Here is a 17611-nt window from a genome sequence, read left to right on the forward strand (position 1 = left end):
GGACCTCCTGTCCTTCGGCAGCTCGCTTCCGCAGGCGGGAACGCCGGTGGTCCGGCTGTCGAATCGGCAGGCAGCAGAGGTCGCCGTGGGCCGGTGCCGGACAGCATGTGGCGATCAGAGCCGACGGCACGGCCCACCTGGTCCCGGCCCTCGGTGAAACGCCGCTTCTGGTGCACGAGAGAGAACAGCGTCACCGGATGGTGACGAGCGCCGACCACCCACCACGGACGTCCGCTGACCCGCACCGGACATCCGTCGTGATCCACTGTGCGACGTCCTCGGTGCGCCGGCGCCACAGCGTCCTGGCCGCCCCCGGCGCGACGATGCCCCGGAGCACCTTCAGCCACGGGCCGGACGACTCGCGTCTTCATACACCCGGCCCTCCTCCCCCGGTTCAGCCGGACAGCGTGCGTGCGCGGACGGCCGCACGCCGGACGGGTGCTGCCCTGCCCGGCCGGGCGGGCAGGCGGAGCAGCTGGTGCACGGGGAGTCCCTGCTCGGCCCACGTGCGGAGCCGGTCCCGGTCGATCCAGTGGACGCCGTGCCGCTCACCCCACGCCTTGGCGTCGCGGGTGAAGGAGCCGTTGGTGACCACGACCGCGGTGTCGGCGCGGTGCACCGGCCCCGCGGTGCCCTTGACCTGGTACATGACCGAGGAGCCGACTTTTCCGCCGGTGCGGGTGTGTTTGGCCTGCAGCACGATCCGTCCCCGCTGCGGGTGGTGCCCGATGACGTCAGCGGCCTGGTCCCCCTGCCGTCCCACATGCCGGGCCGACCAGCCGTCCCGGATCAGCAGATCGCGCAGCGCCGTCTCGAATGCCTGGTCGGTCAGGGCGTCGAGGTGCGCAAGCGTCAGGCGCAACGCCGCCAGTGCCCGCCAACGGCTGCGCCGGGCGCGGAGCCGGTGCAGCGTCACTGCGATGCCGTAACAGGCACCGGCAGCCGCCGCGGCGCTCCACACCGGCCAGGCGCGGGCCAGTTCGTCGAGCGCGGCCAGCGCCATCTGCCCCAGCAAGGTCGCGGCGGCAACGCCGACGACGGCGGCCGCGAGATACTCGCCCCTCCCCCGCGGACGGCGCAGCCCGATACGGCGACGGGCCATCACGGGGCCGCCGGCGCCGATACCGACGGTTGCGGACGGACCGGCTGCTCGCCGGAGGTGTCGCTGAAACCGAAGACCTGCCCCCACAGCCAGACCCCGGCGACCAGCGCGGCGATCGTCCAACCGCTCATCTTCTTCGAACCCGGCCGCGGATTGCGCCGGTAGTGGCTGCGAACGACGTGGTATCCCTGCGGTGCCATGCCCGCCCCTTCCCTCTCCCGCGGGCCGCCCGCGCGACCCGCTTCCCTGGGAACGGGTTTAGCAGCGCCTACCGACAAAAACCGGTGGATCATGGCCGCAAACGGGATGTCCACGACAACAACCGGCCACCGGGTGAAAGGCCCGTACCGGCCCATTGGTGCAGGTCAGCCGCCCACCGGCACGGTGCCGCACCGGCGATTTGCGGACGTCCTGAACCCAGCAGGACGAAAGCCGCGCCGATACGCCAACGGGCAAGGCCCGCCGCGGAGTCCGCGCACCCGCACAGGCCCGGCCGCCACACCTCCGACGGCCGGAGCGGGCGTGACGTCACCCGCACTCAACCGCTCCGGTGACCGGCCCTGGGCCCCGTCCCGGCCGGCCTGCTGGCTCGCGCCGCTCGCGGCCTCGATGTGGGCGAGCTGGGCGGCGAGGCTGCCGCGCCGCTACGGCCGGGTCGACGTGCTGGTGAGGAAGTCCAGGACCAGGGGGCCGGCGTGGCCGCGGGCTTCCTCGAAGTAGGCGTGGCGGGCGCCGGGGATCAGGTGGAGCCGGGCGCCGGGGATGCGGTCGGCGAGCAGGGCGGCGTTGGCGGTGGGGTTGAGCAGGTCGTCGGTTCCGTGGAGGACGAGGGTGGGTGCGCTGATGCCGGGCAGGAGGTCCCAGGCGTTGTGCCGGTCGCTGGCCGCGAGGTGGCGGCGCCGGGAGTGGGCGGGCATGCGGGGGTCGCCGAGGGTGTGGTACGGGCCGGGGTGGCCGGCGAGCCAGCGGGGCGTGTACATCAGCTCCAGCAGGGCTTGCCGCGCGGCTCCGGGCTGAGGCTGCGCCAGCGCCCGGCGGACGTCGTCGCCGCGTTCGATGCCGTACGGGCCGCCGGGTGAGGTGCAGCCGAGGACCAGGGCGCCGACCCGGTGCGGGTGGCGGGCGGCGAGTTGCTGGGCCACACGGCCGCCCATGGACGTGCCGTAGATGTCGGCCCGGTCGATGCCGAGGTCGTCGAGGACGGCGATGACGTCCTGGGCGAACAGTTCGGTGCTGTGGGGGGTGTCGGGCTTGTCGCTGTCGCCGGTGCCGCGGTAGTCGAGGGTGAGAGTGCTCCGGGCCGGGTGGAAGTCGGCGCGGACCCGGTCCCACCAGTGGTGGTTGTTCGCCTGGCCCGCCAGCAGGACGAGGGGCGGCCCGTCGCCTTGGAACTGGTGGGCGATGCGAGTCCCGTCGGGTGTCGTCGTGTACGTCATCGGCTGGTTTCCTCAACTCCGGTGTGGGCGGGCACGGTACTCCGTCCGGGCCCTGAGCGGCCGTGAACTGCGGGAGGCCACGGGCGCGGGGGAAGCCGTAGCGGGAGATCAGCACCGCCCGTCCGCGGGAGCACGCCGGCGCCCGCCGGCCGGGCGGCGGTCGGCCTGTCGGAGAGCGGACATGTTCCGGCTCCCATGACGCCGGCCTTCGGTGGTCAGCAGCACACGGGGTCGCGGCGGCGGTGGACGGGCGCGGCGCGGGCGGGTAGCAGCGGCGGTTTGGTCACGGCTAACGTAACCGCATGGACCGGGGCGAACGGCAACTTCACAGCTCGTCGTTCGGCGCGGCGGCGGCCGCATACGCCGAGCACCGCCCGGATTACGCACAGGCCGCGGTGCGCTGGGCGCTCGAGCCCGCGCCGGGCCCGCGTGTGCTCGACCTCGGAGCGGGAACCGGCAAACTGACCGCCACGCTGGTCGCGACGGGCTCCGACGTCACCGCGGTCGAGCCCGACCCTGCGATGCTGACCGAGCTGTGCTGCGCGCTGCCCGCTGTCCGTGCCCTGCAGGGCAGCGCCGAGGCGATACCGCTGCCGGACGCGTCCGTCGACGCGGTGCTGGCCGGCAACGCCATGCACTGGTTCGACATGGCCGTCGCGGGAGCCGAGATCGCCAGGGTCCTCACGCCCGGCGGCATCCTGGCGGGGCTGTGGAATGTCATGGACGACCGGGTCGAGTGGGTCGCCGAACTCGCCCGGGTCAGCGGGAGCGCGGCCGTCGGGCCGCGTGACACGCCCGCCGGCTGGCGCGCCGAGACGGCCGGCATGCACCTTCCGAAGACCGGCGGGGCCGCCCGGTTCGGCTCGCCGGAGCAAGCCGAGTTCCCGCACGGTCAGCGCCGCACCGCCGGCTCTCTCGTCGCGACCCTCGCGACGCGCGCGGGGGTCCTGGTCATGCCGGAACAGGAACGCCAGCACACGCTCGGCCGGATCCGCGCATTCCTTGCGAGCAGGCCGGAGACCGCCGACGGCGAGTTCACCCTCCCGATGCTGACGGCCGTACTGCGCGTGCGGCGGCTGTGAGAGCCGTCGACCACCTGATCTTCCTGCCGGCGAGCCGCGGCCCGGCGACGAGTGTCCGCGCGACCGGCGCCGTCCTCCCGGCCCCGGCCCGGCCCTGCCCGACCCCTCCGTACGGATCACCGGAACGACGCCCGGTGACGCGCCCGACTGCGCTCGACACCTGCGAGACGCCCGGCAATCCAAACTCCCGGGCGCCCGGACGGTGAACCGCTCCCCCGCCCGGCCGGCCCCACGCCCAACGCGAAATCAGCGGCGACACGGCCTGCCCCGGGCTTCCGGTTCCGGATCGTGGAGGAGAGCCCGCGCCGGGCACGGGAACGCCACACCGGACAACGACCGCAGCGAAGGTGCGGACCGCGGGCGCGAGAGTGCCGCACTCGGCCGGACGTCGCACCGGGCTCCCGGCCGGGCCGGCTGACGGCCGTCCCTCTGCCGTCACTCCGGGCCCGACTCGCGGACTGGGACGGCAGTTCTTGGCCGTTCTCCCGGTGGCGCGGTCGTGTCAGCCTGCTGCAGCGGCCGGTTGAGGGGTTCGACGGCCACGTAGACTTCCGGGTGTGGGAGATCGAGTGGTGCGGGGGCGGGGAGAGATCGGTGTCTCCCAGATCGCCGACCTGGCCGGGGTGTCGGCATCGACGGTGTCGAAGGTGATCCACGGCCGCGCGGGGGTGGGAACGGAAACGCGGCAGCGGATCGAGCGGCTGATTCGCGACCACGGTTTCCAGAAGCACGAGAACTCCGAGACCGTTCCGATCGTCGAAGTGGTGTTCCAGGCCCTCGACAGCCTGTGGGCGCTCCAGATCATCCGGGGCGTCGAACAGGCGGTGCGGCCTCATGGGCTGGCCGTGACACTGACCGAGATGCGGGGCAGCCACACACCGGAGAGCACCTGGGCGCGTCAGATGCTGGCTCGCCGCCCACGGGGAGTGATCGCGGTTTCGGCGGAGTTCAGTGAAGCGCAGTTGGCGCAGCTGGCCAGCCGGTCCATTCCGCTCGTCGCGCTGGATCCCACGGGGGAACCGGCTCACCCGATCCCGTCGGTGGGCGCGACGAACTGGAATGGTGGCCTGGTCGCCACGCGTCACCTGCTGGAACTGGGGCACCGGCGCATCGCGATGGTCAGCGGCCCCGACGAGCTGTTGTGCTGCCGTGCCCGGCTCGACGGCTACCGGGCGGCGCTGGACGCGGCGGGTGTGACACAGGCTCCGGAGCTGGTGCGGGCAGCTCCCCTGTACTTCGAGGGCGGCAGGGACGCCGCGGCCGCACTGCTGGCGGTGCCCGACCGGCCGACAGCGGTTTTCACAGCCAACGATCTCCAGGCCCTGGGGGTCTACAACGCCGCGCGCGCGGCCGGCTTGCGCATTCCGCAGGACCTGAGCGTGGTCGGGTTCGACGACCTGGCGTTCACACAGTGGTCGGACCCGCCGCTGACCACGGTCCATCAGCCCATGATGCGGATGGGGGCCACGGCGGCGGAGTTCCTGCTCGAGCTGGCGGCCGGGCGGGAGTTGGGAGAGGACCGGTTCGAGGTGCCCACCAAACTGGTGGTGCGCGGCAGCACCGGGCCGCCCGACGGCACCGCCGGATAGGGCCCGCCGGATAGGGCCCGCCGCCGGACGGTTCCCCGGTCGGGTCAGGCCGCGGGAGCAGCGCGGCGGCAGGCCGAAGGTGCCGTTCGGGCGGAAGGCGGCCTCCCCGGCTCGGCCGGACCCCGGCCTCACCGCGACGAACGCAGCGGACGGACCGTCACCACCGGGCTGGGTCGGCCTCGGAACGAAAATTTCTTGAGCATGCACGAACGTTGACCCGGCCCATGAGTGCCCATCAAGATGGCTTCGCACAGCCCAGACACCTCCCGTTGGGGATGCCTCCGAGTGGGAGCGCTCCCACCTCTGCCTGGGGCCCATCTTTTGTCGCTCTGCTCCAAGAAACTTTCGCCGGAGAGGCAGGAGGCCGGAAGGAGGTCTCGTACCCGCTCATCGTCGGCTCGCTCCGACGACGCCCGCCGACGACGGCGGACGGCGTGGCGTGCCGAGTCCGTGGAAGTGAACCGATCGCCCCCGATGCGAGCGCGACCGATCGCGTCAAGAGCTATGGAGGACAGATGAAACGCCGGATCGAGTTCGGGAGCCTCCGAATGGCGACCATCCTCGCCGTCGGTCTCCTGCTGTGCGCGGCGCTGACCGTTCCGACCGCCGGCACCGCCTCCGCAGAGGCATCAGCCGGCCGTGCGGACACAACCAAGTACCTCGGCGTGTTCCGCCAGACGAGTCCCGCCGAGATCCCGTCGGGAACGGAGAGCCGGTACGGGGCCACCCCGGCGAGCGTCCTGTGGTTCGACAGCTGGGCGACCGGCAACGCCTTCGACGCAGCCGGAGCCAGGGACCTGTGGGAGCAGGGCGTCATGATGCATTACACCTGGGAGCCGTGGAACACGGAGCTGAGCGCGACCGACCCGGACCAGATCCATCTCCAGGACATCATCGACGGCGAGTGGGACAGCTACATCAAAGCCCGCGGTGCGGAGTTCGCATCGGTCGGTGCGCCGATCATGGTGCGGTGGGGTCACGAGTTCAACGGTGACTGGTACCCATGGGGAATCGTCAACAACAACAGTGATCCCGACCTCTACATCAAGGCCTACCGGCATGTGCACGACCTCGTCGTCGCCGCCGGAGCCACCAACGTCCAGTGGATATGGTGCTTCAACAACGGCTCCACCCCCGATGCCTCCTTCAACGACCCTGCCCGGTCCTACCCCGGTGACGCATACGTCGACTGGGTGGGCATCGACGGCTACAACTGGGGCCACGGTCCGTCCTGGGACCCGGACGGCGACCATTGGACGAGCTTCGAGTCGATGTTCACCGGCGCCTACGCCAAGGCGCGCGCCATCGCACCGACGCGTCCGGTGATGATCGGCGAAATCGGCTCCAGCGAGGACGGGGGCGACAAGGCCCAGTGGATCAACGACATGTCCGCTGATCTGCGGTCCGGGCGTTACCCCGATCTGAAGATGACCGTCTACTTCGATCAGGACAAGGAGGAGAAGTGGTCGGGAACATCGTCACCGGCCGCCCAAGCCGCCTTCACCTCCTGGGTCAGCCAGCCTTATATGCAGGGCACTGGAAAGGAACTGGCGGAGGTCGCCGCACAGTACAGCGAAAAGACCAAGCCGCCGCGCCGGCCCGCGAATCCATAGGGATCCGGCGCCTGCTTCGAGCCGGGTGACCGGCCTGCGCCCGGGCGAGATGTCCGAGGGCGTCCGCCGGACGCACCGAGGACTCCCCCGCCCCGCCGCGGACGTCCGGACGCGTTCCGCGCGGCCGCCCGTGGCCGAGAGCGCGACCAGCCACGACGAAGATCCCTGCCGCTGAGCGGCCGGGACCTTCGTTTCGGCTGGTAAACCCGGTGCGGACGGTACGCAAGCCCGTGCGGACGGTACGAGAGCCGTACTCATGAGAGCGTTTCAGTCGTCGGTGACGGGGCTCGGATTCCCCGGGGTGGGGGCAGTCGCGGGCGGACAGCAGAGGCCGCCCACCCCGCAACGTGCGGATCAACCCACCCTGCTGGACGAGCAAGACCCCTGTTATCGTGCGCCGATGTCAACGATCAAGCAGTTCCAAGTGACCTTCGACTGCGCGGAACCCGCGCGTCTCGCCGGCTTCTGGTGTGAGGTGCTGGGGTACGTCCTGCCTCCGGTCCCGGCGGGGTTCGCGACCTGGGAGGACTACCACCGCTCACTGCCGCCCGGGGAACAGGTGGACTACTTTGCATGCAGTGATCCCTCGGGTGTGGGTCCGCGCCTGCTCTTCCAGCGTGTTCCCGAAGGGAAGGTCGTCAAGAACCGGGTGCATCTCGACGTGCGGGCCGGCATCGGGCTCGTGGGCGACGAGCGCCTGGCCACGCTGGAAGCCGAATGCGCACGGCTGGTCGCGCTGGGCGCGGTACATGTGCGAACCATGCGTGCCGACGGCGAGAACGAGTCCTGCATCGTGATGCAGGACATCGAGGGCAACGAGTTCTGTCTCGACTGAGGATCCCTCCGACTCGGCGAGGTGGGAAGCTGGGAACCGTCCTCTCTGGTCTTGTATGCGGCGGGAATCCTCCGGAGCCCCGCTTGCCTTTGCGCGAGAGGTCAGCCGCGGAGCAGGCCGGTCGAGACGTTCCAGAGGCGCTCGGCGGTGGCGGGGTCGAGCGCCCATTCCTTGACACCGTGCGGGTGCTGCGCGAGGTCGGCGTCGTCCGGCACGGTGTAGGCCTCTTGTGCGTCGTCGAGGTAGTGGCCGCCGGAATGGGCGAACTCGGGGGCGACGGCCGCGACGACGCTGGTGGCGGCCCCCTGCTCAACCGTCTTGTACGTGAAGACTCCGGCGGCCTCGGCCGCGTCGAGCGACGCCTTCTGTTCCGGCGTGAAGTTCCGCTGCAGTCCCGTCGCGATACCGCCGGGATTCACCGCGTTGGCGACGATGCCGTCGGACGCCCACAGGCGGGTCGCCTCGACGGCGAAGAGGGAGTTCGCCGTTTTCGACCGGGCGTAGGCGATCTGCGGGTCGTAGCCGCGGCGCTCGAAGTGGAGGTCGTCGAAGTCGATGCCGGACCGCATGTGTGCCGTCGAGCTGACCGAGACGATCCGTGCCCCGTCGCGGTCGGCTGCTCCCCGGGCCATGGCGTGGTGAAGGCCGGTGGCGAGCGCGAAGTGGCCGAGATGATGTGTCGCGAATTGCAGCTCCCAGCCCTCCTGCGTCCGTTCGAGGCCACCGGTGACCACGCCGGCGTTGTTGATCAGCAGATGAAGCGGGCCGCCCCACGCCTCGACGAACCGGGTGACGGAAGCCCTGTCGGCAAGGTCGAGCCGGACGACGCGGGGCCGGATGCTTCCGGTCGACCTCTCGATCGTCTCGGCGGCAACGTCTCCCGCGGTCGTGTTCCGGACGGCCAGCGTCACTTCCGCCCCGGCAGCGGCCAGTGCGCGAGCCGTCTCGGTCCCGAGCCCGGAGGACGCTCCCGTCACAATCGCGCGTACGCCGGTGAGGTCGACGCCCCGCAGCACGTCATCCGCAGTACTGGAGGAGGTGAAGGGCGTGGAGATGAGTTTGCGAGTGTCCACGGCGCGACTATACATACTGAACATGATTTGTATAGCTTGCTTCCCCCTCGTATGCTCGCCCCATGAGCAGTCCCGACGCCGGCCGCCCGCCGTCGACAGTCACTGACACCGATCGCCGGACCATGGTTCTGGAGTCCGCCATGGCCACGTTCGCGCGATTCGGTTACCGGAAGACCTCGATGGAGGAGGTGGCGCGGGCGGCGCACATCTCCCGGCCCGGGCTCTACTTCCTCTTTTCCTCCAAGGAGACCCTGTTCCGTGCCGCGGTCACCCAGGCCCTGGGCCGCGACATCACCGCTGTCGAACGGGTCCTGGCCGACAGCGGCCGACCGCTTCCGGAGCGCCTCCTCGAAGCGTTCGACCAGTGGACGGGCCGCTACATCGGCCCGCTGGCGCGCGATATCGCGGCAGTTGTCGAGGACAACCCCGACCTCCTCGGTGAGATCATCGAGACCACACCGCGACGCTTCGAGGAACTGATCACCGACGCGATCGCCGTCGGGCCGGGACGGGAGGGGGCCCTCCCTGTCGCCCAGACGATGATCAGCGCATCGATCGGCCTCAAGCACCAGGTCGCGTCACGGGAGTCCTACCTCGAACGGCTGGCCGTCGCCATCCGTCTCCTGGTGCGCTGAAAACGCTCGCGGTGGACGGCCGCTCCATGCGTTGACGCACTTGAGCCGCGGCCACACGGTCCGCCGAGCGCCCGTACGTCTTCCACGGCACCGCCGCCCGACCCCCGCCCACAAACTCCGGCCCCGGCTTCACTCATGACCTGTTGGGCAGACCGCGGAGCGGACAGGTCGAGGTGCACCGGCAACTGCCGCCCGCCCGGCTCGCCCCTCACCCCGTCGCTTCACACGGCCGGAAGAACGTAGCTGCGAACCTCGGCGACCTTCGCGGTCCTGGCCGCCCCGGGGAAGCGCAGTACATGGCAGAAGGCATACCGCGTGCCGTCAGCCGCCTCGATCGTGCCGTCAACGCCCGCCTCCCTGCCGTGAGTGATCAGGGAACCGAAGGCGACCTCCTTGGCCTCGGGCAGGTCGGCCGCCCAGGCGCGCACGGCTTCGCGTCCGCGGAGGACGGTGTCGCCCACCAGATTCCCTTCCACGTCCTCGCCGACCAGCGCGGCCACCGTCTCGTCGTCCCCTTCGGCGAGGGCGACGACGAAGTCGCGGAGGACTTCCTTACGGGGAGCGTTGCCGCTCTCCGGTGCGGATCGGATCGTCACCATGTGCCGAGTCCATGACCGCCCGACGACACGGACCGGGCTCGCCGTGCGCTGCGACTGCGCCGCCGGGAACCCCTGCAGGGCCCGCTCTGCGGCGCGGTTTCGCCCGGCATGATCCGCCGGACGGGCTTCGCCGCCGTCGCCCAGTTTCGCGAGCGCTCCCACAAAGCCCTCTGTACGACCGTCAGTCCGGGCGGGATGCTGATCCGGCATCCGCGGGAATGCCAGGACCCGCCAGGTCTCCCCCACGGCCCCACGCTGTCTCGACTCCGGGGGCGCTCCTCAGTGCGCGCCCGAATGCGGACGCTTCTTCCACCAGGACAACGACTACTCCCGGTGCCCCGGCGGTGAGGCCCGCCACTACGACCAGTCCCTGTGGCTGACCGACGGCTTCGCGGGCGGCGCGGGCGGCGACTGGGGCCAGCGGATGGGCACCGAGTACTACACCGGTGCGCTCGGGCAGGAGAACATCCACATCCTTCTCCACGCGATGGGCCACACCCTGGGTCTGGACGACTTCTACGACTGGACCCCCACCGGCGCGGGCGGCTTCCTGATGAAGGCAGGCGCCGCCGACCACGTCACCGAGTTCGACACCTGGATGGCCCGCGACTTCTGGCGCCACCTCAAGAGCCGCTACGGCATCCCGGCCTGACGGGGGCGCAGCCCCGCCGGTCCGGGCCCACGCACGGGGACCGACCGGGCCACGGGATCCGTACCGGCCGGAGTCCCGGCCCGGACGCCCGGGAGGCGGCGGTCCGCCGGCAGCTTCCGCGGCTCGCGGCTCGCCGGTTCCGTTCCCCTGCCGTGGTGTCGCATCCGCGCCACGACCGCGCGTCCGCCCGCGCGCGCGTCCGCCCGCGCGGGAACACCCGGCCGCGCCGTCAAATTTCGCCGAAGGCCCGCCGGTAGGCGCCGGGTGTGGTGCCCAGATGTGCCCGGAAACGGCGACGCAGGTTGACCGCCGAGGCCAGTCCGACCCGGGAGGCGATGGTCTCCACCGGGAGGTCGGTCTGTTCCAGCAGTATCCGTGCCGCATCGAGGCGCCGGCCGAGCAGCCACTGTCCCGGGCTGGTGCCGAGCTGCTCGGTGAACCGCCGGGCGAGGGTGCGGCTGGACAGTCCGGCGCGTTCGGCGAGGTGGTCGAGAGTCAGCCGGGACCCGAGGCGGGAGGCGGCCCACTCCAGCAGTGGCGCCAACGACTCGTCCGCCCTGGCCGGTGCGGGCTGTTCGGCGTACTGGAGCTGGCTGCCCTCCCGGTGCGGCGGCAGGACCATGCGCCGGGCGATCTGGGCGGCGTACGCCGCGCCGTGGTCGGACCGCACCAGGTGCAGGCACAGGTCGATGCCCGCGCCGGTCCCGGCGCTGGTCGCCACGTCACCGTGGTCCACGAAGAGCACGTCCGGATCCACCCGCACCTCGGGGAAGGCGGCGGCGAGCCGGGCGGTGCTGTGCCAGTGCGTGGTGGCGCGGCGGCCGTCGAGCAGTCCGGCCTGAGCGACGACGAACGCGCCCGTGCAGAGGGCGACGATCCTCGCCCCGCGCCGGTGGGCGTCCCGCAGGGCCTCGGTGACCTCCGGCGGCACGGCCGCGTCGGGCGGCTGCCGGCCGGGGACGACCACGGTGTCCGCCTCCCGCAGTGCGGCCGGCCCTGCCTCGACGAGCATCGCGTAGCCGGCGGTGGTCCGCAGGGGTCCGGGACGCTCGGCGCAGACCCGGAAGCTGTAGCGGGGCGGGGTGTCCTGCGGGACGGTACCGAAGACCTCGGAGGCACAGGCCAGTTCGAAGGGCGACTGCGGCGGAGTGAGCAGGGCCACCACCCGGTGAAGGGCCATGGCAGGAATGTACCCGAGGGTGTCGTTCCAGACTCTCGGCGGGAGGCCGGCCCCCGGTCACAGTGGACCCATGAGTGACATCACCGAAACCACAGTGCTGCGGACCGGTATTGAGGTCGATGGCGAGACGGCCCGCTACCTGACCGTGGAACGGGACGGCCCGGCCGTGTTGCTGTTGCACGGAACGTACTGGAGCCGCGTCTGGCTTCCGGTGCTGGGCCGTCTCGCCGACGCGGGGCTGCGACCCGTCGCGGTCGACCTCCCCGGGCTCGGGCGCTCGGGAGGCGAACTCACGCCGGAGACGGCCACGGTCCCGGCCCTCGCGGCTTGGGTGGCACGCTTCGCCTCCGCGCTGAAGCTCTCCGGTCCGGTCGCCGTAGCGGGTCACGACATCGGCGGCGGCGTCGCCCAGCACCTCCTGGTCCGCGGCCCACTGGACGTGTCCCGGCTGGCCCTGGTCAACTCGGTCACCTACGACTCCTGGCCGGTGCCCGGCGTGGCCCGGTTCCGGGACCCGCAGGTCGTCGCCGCGACCACGGCCGACGAGATGCTCGCCGCCCGCCGGAAAGCCGTAACGGCGGCACTGGCCGGTGCCGCCACCGAGCAGCGGATCGCGGACTATCTGGATCCGTGGACCGATGCGCGGGTTCGCCGCTCCTGGATGGCCATGGCGGGCGCGGCCGACAGCCGCTACACCCTCGACGCCGTGCCCGCGCTGCGGCGGAACACCACACCCAAGCTGCTGGTCTGGGGCGAGGACGACGGCTTCCAGAAGGTCGGGTACGCCGAGCGGTTCGCCTCGGAGATCCTGCACACCACACTCGTACGCGTCCCGGACGCGGGGCACATCCCCACGGAGAACGCGCCCGGCCGGATCGCCCGCGCACTGGCTGACTTCTTCACGGCGTAGCGGCCGAGCGGGCGGTACCCGGGCTGTCGCCGCCTTTTCGGTCACATCGCCGCCGACGAGTGGGCACGGCGGCGCGAGCGCGGCGTTCGGAAGGCCGCAGCCGCACAGGACACTGCGTTCACCGCGTGCACGCCACCACCAGCGCGGTGACCTGCACGGCAGGGCACAGCAGAGGTGTTTCGCGGGATGCGGCGGAATCCGGCGCCGCGTCCCGGCACCAGCGTGGGGCGCGATCCGAGTGAAGAGTGAAGAGGAGGGCGCGTGCGATTCGCGCTGGACGCTCTGTTCGCCGATGTGCCCGCGGAGCAGGTCGACGAAGCCCGTGACTTCTACCGGTCGAGGGCGGCAGGCCGCGGACCGGGCACACTGGCGGAACTCCAGGAGGCACGAGCACGGCGGTCCGCTCCGGCCGCCGCCGATCCGCCTGCCGTCGAAGAGACGGCCGAAGGCGCGGAAGCACGCGTGCCGGTCAGGGTCTTCACACCGGCCGGCGGCCGGCCGCGGGGCGTCTACCTGGACATCCACGGCGGCGGCTTCTACATGGACTCCGCGGCGCGAGGGGACGGACGCAACCGCGAGATCGCAGACACCCTGCACCTCGCCGTCGTCAGCGTCGACTACCGGCTGGCGCCCGAGCACCCCTGGCCGGCGGCCACCGACGACTGTGAAGCAGCGGCGCTCTGGCTCGTGGCAGAAGCAGGTGCACGCTTCGGAACGTCCCGGCTCGCGATCGGCGGAAGCTCCGCGGGAGCCACACTCGCCCTGGCGACCCTGCTCCGGCTGCGGGACAGGGGTGCCGTCGGCCGCTTCACCGGCGCCGCACTCCAATTCGGCACCTACGACCTGAGCGCACGCACCCCGGCCGGCCGCCGCATCGCGGACGAATACTTCATCCAGGCGTACGCCGGTCATGTGGACGACCGCGCCCTTCCCGACCTCTCCCCCGTCTACGGCGACCTCGGCGGGCTTCCCCCGGTGCTGCTGGTCGTCGGAAGCGCGGACGTACTGCTGGAGGACAACCTGGCGCTGGCCGGCCGGTTGTCGGCGGCCGGCAACGACGTCGAGCTGCGGGTCTATCCCGAGGCGCCCCACGGCTTCACGGGCCACCCCACGGCCATGGCCAGGACGGCGCTCAGCGGCGTCGACTCCTGGCTGCGCGACCGGATCACGCGATCGTAGGGACCTGGGGAGCGGCGCCCCGAAGCTGCGTACGGGCGGATGCGGTGCCGCGGCACGACGCTCCCGGCGTGCCGGGGCGTGCGTGGCCTGATCTCTGCGGTCGGGCGCCCGGTCCGCGGTTTTCTTGTTGCTCCGTGAACTTCCCGTCCCGCTGTGTCGTTGACTGGGGTTGCGGGGGGTGAGGAGTGTGCCACGGTGAGACATGAGCGTGCGCAAGATCCCTGGCGGCTGTTGCTGGTCGAGGACGACCGGGAGCTGTCCGCGATGCTCTCCGGCGTGCTGCATGAGGAGGGGTATGCGGTCGACGTCGCGGCCGACGGTCACCGGGGGCTGCATTTCGGCCTCTCCCGGCATTACGACGTCCTCGTCGTCGACCGGCGCCTGCCGGTGCTGGACGGCCTCGACCTGCTCGGCCGGCTGCGGTCCCGCGCGGTCCGCACGCCGGTGCTGCTGCTGACCGGGATGGGGACCGTGCCCGACCGGGTCGACGGGCTGGACGCCGGCGCCGACGACTATCTGGTGAAGCCGTTCGACCTCGGCGAACTCAGCGCCCGATTACGGGCCTTGTGCCGCCGGGCGCTCGACGGCACCGATGTGCTCAGGATCGGCTCGGGCCGGCTGTACGTCGGCCAGCGCGAGGTGTGGCTGGCCGGCGGCGAGCGGATCCCCCTGGCCGCACGGGAGTTCGAGCTGCTGTGGGCGCTCGCCTCGCGCCCGGACACCGTGCACACGCGCGGCGAGCTGCGACGGATGGTGTTCCCGGAGGCCTCCGCCTCGTCCATCGTCGACACCTACGTCTACTATCTGCGCCGCAAGCTCGGCCGGAAGGCCGTGCGCACGGTCCGCGGGCTCGGCTACCGGCTGGGGGCCCTGTGAGGACGGCGGCGCACGCGGAGTGGGCGGCGGTGCGCCGGGCCCGGCTGCGGATCGCCGTGATCACCGGAGGGATCATCACCCTGCTGATCGCGGTCGTCGGCGGGGTCGCGCACACGGTGATGGTGCACGCGCAGGACGAGCAGGTGTGGCGGGAGCTGCGCTACGGCGCGGCGTCGGGCGACCTGTCGAGCCCGCCGGTGTGCACCTGGCTGTTCGCGCCCGGTGTGGCGCCGCTGGCGAACGCCCCGGCGGGGTTCCCCGTGCGGGCCGACGTGGACCGGGCGCGCCGCACCCAGGAGCCCGTGGAGCGCACCGTACGGCGTGACGGGACGCTGTATCTGGTGCGTACGGAGGTCAGGGGGGACGGGGTCCCCGTGCAGGCGGTGTTCGACATGCGGTTCCAGCTGGCCGACCGGGACCACCTGTGGTTCGCGCTGGGTGTCGCCGAGCTGGTGGGCCTGCTCGCCGCGGCCGTGACCGGGGTGGTGCTCGGCCGCCGGGCGGTGGCGCCGCTGGCCGAGGCGCTCGCCCGGCAGCGGCGGTTCGTCACCGACGCCAGTCACGAGCTGCGCACCCCGCTCACCCAGGTGTACACCCGGGCCCAGGTGCTGGCGCGGCAGGCGGACGCCGAGGATCTGCCGGACGCGCACCGGGACGGGCTGTCCCGGCTGGTCGGTTCGGTCGGCCGGCTCGGTGACGTGCTGGACGACCTGCTGCTGTCCGCCAGCCTCGCCGCGGGCCCGGCACGGCGGGCCGAGCACCGGCCGGTCGATCTGGTGGCGCTGGCCCGGTCCGTGGTCGCCGAGGAGTCCGAGCGGATACGGGACCGCCGCCTCGCCGTCGCCGTGGAGAGCCCGCCGCATCCGCTGTTCGTCGACGGTGTCGAAACCGCGCTGCGCCGCGCCGTCGGCGAGCTGCTGTCCAACGCGATCAGCCACACCCCGGGGGGCGGGCGGATCGATGTGGCCCTGTCGCGCTCCTGCGGCACGGTGGTGCTGACCGTCTCGGACACCGGGTGCGGTTTTGAAGCCGCGGAGGCGGAGCGGCTGTTCCAGCGTTTCCACCACGGTGACGGCGGCGGCCGGTACGGGCTGGGGCTGGCGCTGCTGCGGGAGGTCGTCACGCGCCACGGCGGGACGGTGGCCGCCAGCGGCCGTCCGGGGCTCGGCGCCCGGTTCACCCTGACGTTCCCGGAGCGCGGTCCCGCCCCCACAGCGGTGCGTCCGGTCACGGCCCGCCGCGTGTGGCGAGCAGCCGTGCCGCGGCGCGGACATCCGCGTCCAGTGGGCGGTCCGGGTCGACCGGGGGGATCGCGTGGCTGAGGGCGTCGAGCAGTCCGGCGCAGCCGGGCGCGGTGGGGCGGCGGGCGCCGACATGGACGGCCTGGCGCAGCCCGAGGGCCAGTGACCCGCAGAGCAGGCCGAGCAGCTCCGCCATGTCGTAGGAGCGCAGGGCCGCCTGGGTGCCGAACGGGACGACGTCCTGGTTGTGGAGGTTGGTCGGCAGGCTCTGCATGCCGGCCGGTGCCGCGGCGCGGCGGATCTCCGCGACGAACGCGGTGGTGGCCAGCTGCACGCCCTGGAGGCCGTGCTGGATGCCGGGTGTGGTGGCGAGCATCGGGGGCAGTCCCCCGTTGCGGGCGGGGTCCGTCAGCAGGTCGAGCTGGCGTTCGGCGAGGTTGCCCAGTTGGGCGGTGACGGACGCGAGCAGGTCGGCCGCGAACGCGGCGGGCTGCCCGAAGAAGTTGCCGCCGTGCACCACCCTGCCCGGCGCCGCGGCCCCGTCCGCGGTGTCCTTCGCCGGCCCCTCCCCTGCGCCGCCCCCGTCGCCTCGGCCGCCGCCGTCACCCGGACCGCCGCCGTCACCGCCGTCGCCGCCGGGGAAGAACAGCGGGTTGTCGCTGACGCCGCCGAGATCCGCGGCGACCACGCCGTCGACGTAGCGCAGTGCGTCCTCGGCCGCGCCGAGCAGCTGCGGGGCGCAGCGGATGCTGTAGGGCTCCTGGAGCGGCCGGGTGCCGGACGGCGCGGTGCCGGTGAGCGTCCGCCGCATGCGCGCGCCCACCTCGATCGCGCCGGGGTGGTTGTGGGCGCGCAGCAGGTCCTCGTCGAGGAATCCGGGGTCGCAGCCGAGGAGGTCGGCCAGCAGACAGGTGAGTTCCGTGAGCGCGCGGTGGGACGCGCGTACGGAGTCGCGGGCCAGGGCCGTGGCCGCGGTGGTGACGGAGGTGCCGTTGACGAGGGCGAGCGCGTCGCGGCCGTCCAGGGCGAGCGGGCGCAGGCCGGCGGCGGTCAGTGCCTCGGCGGCGGGCATGCGGCGGCCCGCGACGTACGCGTGTCCCCGGCCGCGGAGCGCCTGGGTGGCGTAGGCGAGCGGGATCAGGTCGCCGCTGGCCCCGACGGAGCCGTAGCGGGGGACGGCGGGTGAGAAGGTCGTCGCGAACATCGCGGCGAGCCGGTCGACGACCTCGGCGGACACCCCGGACAGTCCCTGGGCGAGGGACCAGGTGCGCAGCAGCAGGGCGGCGCGGCTGATCTCGGGCGGCAGGTCCGGTCCCTGGCCGGCGCCGAGGTGGGCCAGGGTGTTGTCGCACTGGTCGGCGGGGTCGGGGCGGCCGGCGTACCCGGCGAGGGCGCCGAAGCCGGTGGTGGCGCCGTAGATCCGGGGGGCCTCGCCGCCGGTGCCCTGCCGCAGGTCGCGGAAGAGGCGGCGGCCGTGGTCCAGGCGTGCGCGGGCCCGGTGGTCGACGGTGACGGTGAGCGGGGCCGCCGCGCGGCGCAGGGCGGCGGAGTCCAGGGGGCCGGTGAGGGAGACGGTGTCCGTGGTCGTCAGCACGCCTGGAAACGTAGG

The 17611-nt window shown here is 72.4% G+C and carries 16 protein-coding genes and 1 pseudogene; 10 read left to right on the forward strand and 7 right to left on the reverse strand.

The window, feature by feature from the left end; translation table 11 throughout:
- Positions 1 to 394: 394 nt before the first annotated feature.
- The 3 genes from GCU69_RS16410 to GCU69_RS16420 form a co-directional block, all read right to left on the reverse strand.
- Entirely contained in the window at positions 395 to 1102 is a 708-nt protein-coding gene (locus GCU69_RS16410; RefSeq protein ID WP_156206470.1) for a restriction endonuclease, read from the reverse strand.
- Positions 1102 to 1302, reverse strand: coding sequence for a hypothetical protein (locus GCU69_RS16415; RefSeq protein ID WP_098750819.1), 201 nt, complete (start codon positions 1300 to 1302; stop codon positions 1102 to 1104). The genes GCU69_RS16410 and GCU69_RS16415 overlap by 1 nt, the downstream gene beginning before the upstream one ends.
- A 444-nt stretch (positions 1303 to 1746) precedes the next feature.
- Positions 1747 to 2538, reverse strand: a complete 792-nt coding sequence (locus GCU69_RS16420) for an alpha/beta fold hydrolase (protein ID WP_156206471.1) — start codon at positions 2536 to 2538, stop codon at positions 1747 to 1749.
- 302 nt (positions 2539 to 2840) lie between these two features.
- Between GCU69_RS16420 and GCU69_RS16425 the strand changes: the two genes are divergently transcribed.
- The 4 genes from GCU69_RS16425 (at position 2841) to GCU69_RS16440 (ending at position 7657) form a co-directional block, all read left to right on the forward strand.
- The gene (locus tag GCU69_RS16425; protein ID WP_156206472.1) at positions 2841 to 3620 is read left to right on the forward strand and encodes a class I SAM-dependent methyltransferase; all 780 of its coding nucleotides are present in this window, start codon (positions 2841 to 2843) and stop codon (positions 3618 to 3620) included.
- Positions 3621 to 4177: 557 nt separating this feature from the next.
- Positions 4178 to 5209 (forward strand): LacI family DNA-binding transcriptional regulator, encoded by a 1032-nt coding sequence (locus tag GCU69_RS16430; protein ID WP_235978516.1) that lies wholly within the window; start codon positions 4178 to 4180, stop codon positions 5207 to 5209.
- A 548-nt stretch (positions 5210 to 5757) separates the two neighbouring features.
- Positions 5758 to 6822 carry a glycoside hydrolase family 26 protein gene (locus GCU69_RS16435; protein ID WP_170315868.1) on the forward strand — a complete coding sequence of 355 codons (1065 nt, stop codon included), beginning with the start codon at positions 5758 to 5760 and terminating at the stop codon, positions 6820 to 6822.
- 400 nt (positions 6823 to 7222) lie between these two features.
- Entirely contained in the window at positions 7223 to 7657 is a 435-nt protein-coding gene (locus tag GCU69_RS16440) for a VOC family protein (protein ID WP_098750814.1), read from the forward strand.
- 101 nt (positions 7658 to 7758) lie between these two features.
- On the opposite strand, the gene GCU69_RS16445 is transcribed toward GCU69_RS16440, so the two are convergent.
- Positions 7759 to 8730 carry an SDR family NAD(P)-dependent oxidoreductase gene (locus GCU69_RS16445; RefSeq protein ID WP_156206474.1) on the reverse strand — a complete coding sequence of 324 codons (972 nt, stop codon included), beginning with the start codon at positions 8728 to 8730 and terminating at the stop codon, positions 7759 to 7761.
- A gap of 62 nt (positions 8731 to 8792) precedes the next feature.
- Between GCU69_RS16445 and GCU69_RS16450 the strand changes: the two genes are divergently transcribed.
- A complete protein-coding gene (locus GCU69_RS16450; protein WP_098750813.1) occupies positions 8793 to 9365 on the forward strand; it encodes a TetR/AcrR family transcriptional regulator in 573 nt (190 codons plus the stop codon).
- A 221-nt stretch (positions 9366 to 9586) separates the two neighbouring features.
- Here the strand turns inward: GCU69_RS16450 and GCU69_RS32690 are convergent, their stop codons facing one another.
- Positions 9587 to 9964 carry a nuclear transport factor 2 family protein gene (locus GCU69_RS32690; protein ID WP_170315869.1) on the reverse strand — a complete coding sequence of 126 codons (378 nt, stop codon included), beginning with the start codon at positions 9962 to 9964 and terminating at the stop codon, positions 9587 to 9589.
- Positions 9965 to 10223: 259 nt separating this feature from the next.
- Between GCU69_RS32690 and GCU69_RS16460 the strand changes: the two are divergent.
- A pseudogene (locus tag GCU69_RS16460) lies at positions 10224 to 10616 on the forward strand (hypothetical protein); the annotation flags it as partial.
- Positions 10617 to 10845: 229 nt separating this feature from the next.
- Here GCU69_RS16460 and GCU69_RS16465 read toward each other — a convergent pair.
- Positions 10846 to 11796, reverse strand: a complete 951-nt coding sequence (locus tag GCU69_RS16465) for a GlxA family transcriptional regulator (RefSeq protein ID WP_156206476.1) — start codon at positions 11794 to 11796, stop codon at positions 10846 to 10848.
- 70 nt (positions 11797 to 11866) lie between these two features.
- On the opposite strand from GCU69_RS16465, the gene GCU69_RS16470 reads away from it, so the two are divergent.
- The 4 genes from GCU69_RS16470 to GCU69_RS34375 all read left to right on the forward strand — a co-directional run bounded on the left by GCU69_RS16470 (position 11867) and on the right by GCU69_RS34375 (position 16083).
- Positions 11867 to 12706, forward strand: a complete 840-nt coding sequence (locus tag GCU69_RS16470; protein ID WP_218037937.1) for an alpha/beta fold hydrolase — start codon at positions 11867 to 11869, stop codon at positions 12704 to 12706.
- Positions 12707 to 12967: 261 nt separating this feature from the next.
- A complete protein-coding gene (locus GCU69_RS16475) occupies positions 12968 to 13885 on the forward strand; it encodes an alpha/beta hydrolase (protein ID WP_156206478.1) in 918 nt (305 codons plus the stop codon).
- Between the two features lie 195 nt (positions 13886 to 14080).
- A complete protein-coding gene (locus GCU69_RS16480) occupies positions 14081 to 14761 on the forward strand; it encodes a response regulator transcription factor (protein WP_268969311.1) in 681 nt (226 codons plus the stop codon).
- On the forward strand, positions 14758 to 16083 hold the full coding sequence (locus GCU69_RS34375) for a sensor histidine kinase (protein ID WP_268969312.1): 1326 nt from the start codon (positions 14758 to 14760) through the stop codon (positions 16081 to 16083). The genes GCU69_RS16480 and GCU69_RS34375 overlap by 4 nt, the downstream gene beginning before the upstream one ends.
- Here GCU69_RS34375 and GCU69_RS16490 read toward each other — a convergent pair.
- Positions 15989 to 17596: an aromatic amino acid ammonia-lyase gene (locus tag GCU69_RS16490; protein ID WP_156206479.1), complete on the reverse strand. Its 1608-nt coding sequence runs from the start codon at positions 17594 to 17596 to the stop codon at positions 15989 to 15991. The two genes, GCU69_RS34375 and GCU69_RS16490, sit on opposite strands and share 95 nt — an antisense overlap.
- Positions 17597 to 17611 lie beyond the last annotated feature (15 nt).

It is taken from the genome of Streptomyces lycii, from assembly GCF_009735685.1.
In the GTDB taxonomy this organism is placed as follows: Bacteria; Actinomycetota; Actinomycetes; order Streptomycetales; family Streptomycetaceae; genus Streptomyces; species Streptomyces lycii.

Excerpts from the sequence above, each read along its gene's own strand:
- GCU69_RS16415 (WP_098750819.1), bottom strand. The coding sequence starts at position 1,302 with ATGGCACCGCAGGGATACCACGTCGTTCGCAGCCACTACCGGCGCAAT.
- GCU69_RS16440 (WP_098750814.1), top strand. The coding sequence starts at position 7,223 with ATGTCAACGATCAAGCAGTTCCAAGTGACCTTCGACTGCGCGGAACCC.
- GCU69_RS16465 (WP_156206476.1), bottom strand. The coding sequence starts at position 11,796 with ATGGCCCTTCACCGGGTGGTGGCCCTGCTCACTCCGCCGCAGTCGCCC.
- GCU69_RS16425 (WP_156206472.1), top strand. The coding sequence starts at position 2,841 with ATGGACCGGGGCGAACGGCAACTTCACAGCTCGTCGTTCGGCGCGGCG.
- GCU69_RS16410 (WP_156206470.1), bottom strand. The coding sequence starts at position 1,102 with ATGGCCCGTCGCCGTATCGGGCTGCGCCGTCCGCGGGGGAGGGGCGAG.
- GCU69_RS16435 (WP_170315868.1), top strand. The coding sequence starts at position 5,758 with ATGGCGACCATCCTCGCCGTCGGTCTCCTGCTGTGCGCGGCGCTGACC.
- GCU69_RS16420 (WP_156206471.1), bottom strand. The coding sequence starts at position 2,538 with ATGACGTACACGACGACACCCGACGGGACTCGCATCGCCCACCAGTTC.
- GCU69_RS32690 (WP_170315869.1), bottom strand. The coding sequence starts at position 9,964 with ATGGTGACGATCCGATCCGCACCGGAGAGCGGCAACGCTCCCCGTAAG.
- GCU69_RS16470 (WP_218037937.1), top strand. The coding sequence starts at position 11,867 with ATGAGTGACATCACCGAAACCACAGTGCTGCGGACCGGTATTGAGGTC.
- GCU69_RS16450 (WP_098750813.1), top strand. The coding sequence starts at position 8,793 with ATGAGCAGTCCCGACGCCGGCCGCCCGCCGTCGACAGTCACTGACACC.